The sequence below is a fragment of the Phenylobacterium sp. genome (assembly GCF_004299445.1).
Taxonomy (GTDB): domain Bacteria; phylum Pseudomonadota; class Alphaproteobacteria; order Caulobacterales; family Caulobacteraceae; genus Phenylobacterium.
In genome coordinates this window covers 1-1,306 of the sequence record NZ_SCTC01000090.1, presented here as the reverse complement: position 1 = coordinate 1,306, position 1,306 = coordinate 1, and the positions used below count along the sequence as shown (strand labels likewise).

2 protein-coding genes are annotated in these 1,306 nt (G+C 72.6%); one reads left to right on the top strand and one right to left on the bottom strand.

All coding sequences use genetic code 11. The annotated features are described in order from the left end of the window. Positions 1-8 precede the first annotated feature (8 nt). Entirely contained in the window at positions 9-851 is an 843-nt protein-coding gene (locus EPN98_RS24420) for an MFS transporter (RefSeq protein WP_293365617.1), read from the bottom strand. A gap of 163 nt (positions 852-1,014) precedes the next feature. Between EPN98_RS24420 and EPN98_RS24415 the strand changes: the two genes are divergently transcribed. Beyond that, a partial coding sequence (locus EPN98_RS24415) for a hypothetical protein (RefSeq protein WP_293365616.1) occupies positions 1,015-1,306 on the top strand: 292 nt, incomplete at its 3' end.

The window sequence follows — 1,306 nt, the reverse complement described above, 5'->3', positions numbered from 1 at the left end:
GTTCCTGATCAAGGACCGCCTCGGGGGCGGACCTTGATCAGGAACGGCACCAGGACCTCGAGCGGGCCCATCAGCACCAGGATCATGACCGAGGCGAACAGCAGCGTGGCGAGCAGCCACGGCGTGCGCACCATGTAGCCGAAGCCCTCACGCATGTCGGCCAGGACACTGGCCACCGGCGGGCCGCCCTCACCCTCGGCCGGGAGCTCACGGCGTACGGCGGTCTTGGGCACGAACGTCAGGGCGAACAGCCCGAGGCCCGACGCCACTGCGGCGACCGCGACCGCCGACCCCGAGCTGGCCAGTCCCACGACGACGCCGGCGACGCCGGGGCCGACCGCCTGGCCGATGGTCGGGCGGACCATCCCCTCGAACCCGTTGACGGCCATCAGGTCGGACTCGGGCACCAGCGCCGGGAGCCACGCGGAGTAGGCGGGGTAGTAGAACGCCATGCCGGCGCCGGCCGCGAAGGTGACCGCGGCGAGGTGCCAGACCTGGGTCAGGTCGAGGAACGACAGGACCGCGACCAGGCCCATCCCGGCGCACTCGAGCGCGGCGACGCCGATCAGGATCGACTTCTGCGGGACCCGGTCGGCCACGACCCCGGCGAGCAGCGCCGGCAGCATCACCCCGACCGCTCCGGCGGTCGTGACCAACGACAGCTGGCCTGGGCCGCCGCCGATGCGGATGACCTCCCACACCAGCCCGACGATCCAGACGCCGCTCGCGAACGTGCTGAGCATCAGCGCCACCGCCAGCCGGCGGTAGGCGGCGTGGCGGAACGGCGTGAGGGCGCGCGGCAACGACCGCTGCGGCGGAGTGTCCTCCGTCGTCGTCATCTGCTCAGTCATCCCGGACCCCTTCGCGACCAGTCTGCCTGGACCGACCGACACTCGCGAACGGATTCATCGGATGACGGGCCTCGTGTGCATGCCCTCGGTGGACAGGTTCAAGTTCTGTTCAAGTCAAGCCCGACGGCCCCCGCGACCGCGGCCCCCGTGGGAGAATCCCCGCATGGCGGTCCTGGGGGGGTTCCGCGCACGAGCGTGCGCGCCGGCGCTGCTGCCCGCCCTCCTGCTGGTCCTGCTGACCGGGTGCTCCGAGGACGTCGACCAGGCCCACGCCGTCCAGACCCGCCTCGGCCGGACCGACCACGTCGTCGCCTCCGACGTCACGTTGCCCACCGCCGACCGGGGGGCCGAGATCGCGCTCGACATCCGGGCCGGGCTGACCCCGGCCCAGGTCGTGGCGCTGGCCGCCGAGGTGGCCGAGACCGCCGTCGACGAGGACTACCTCACCTACCGGC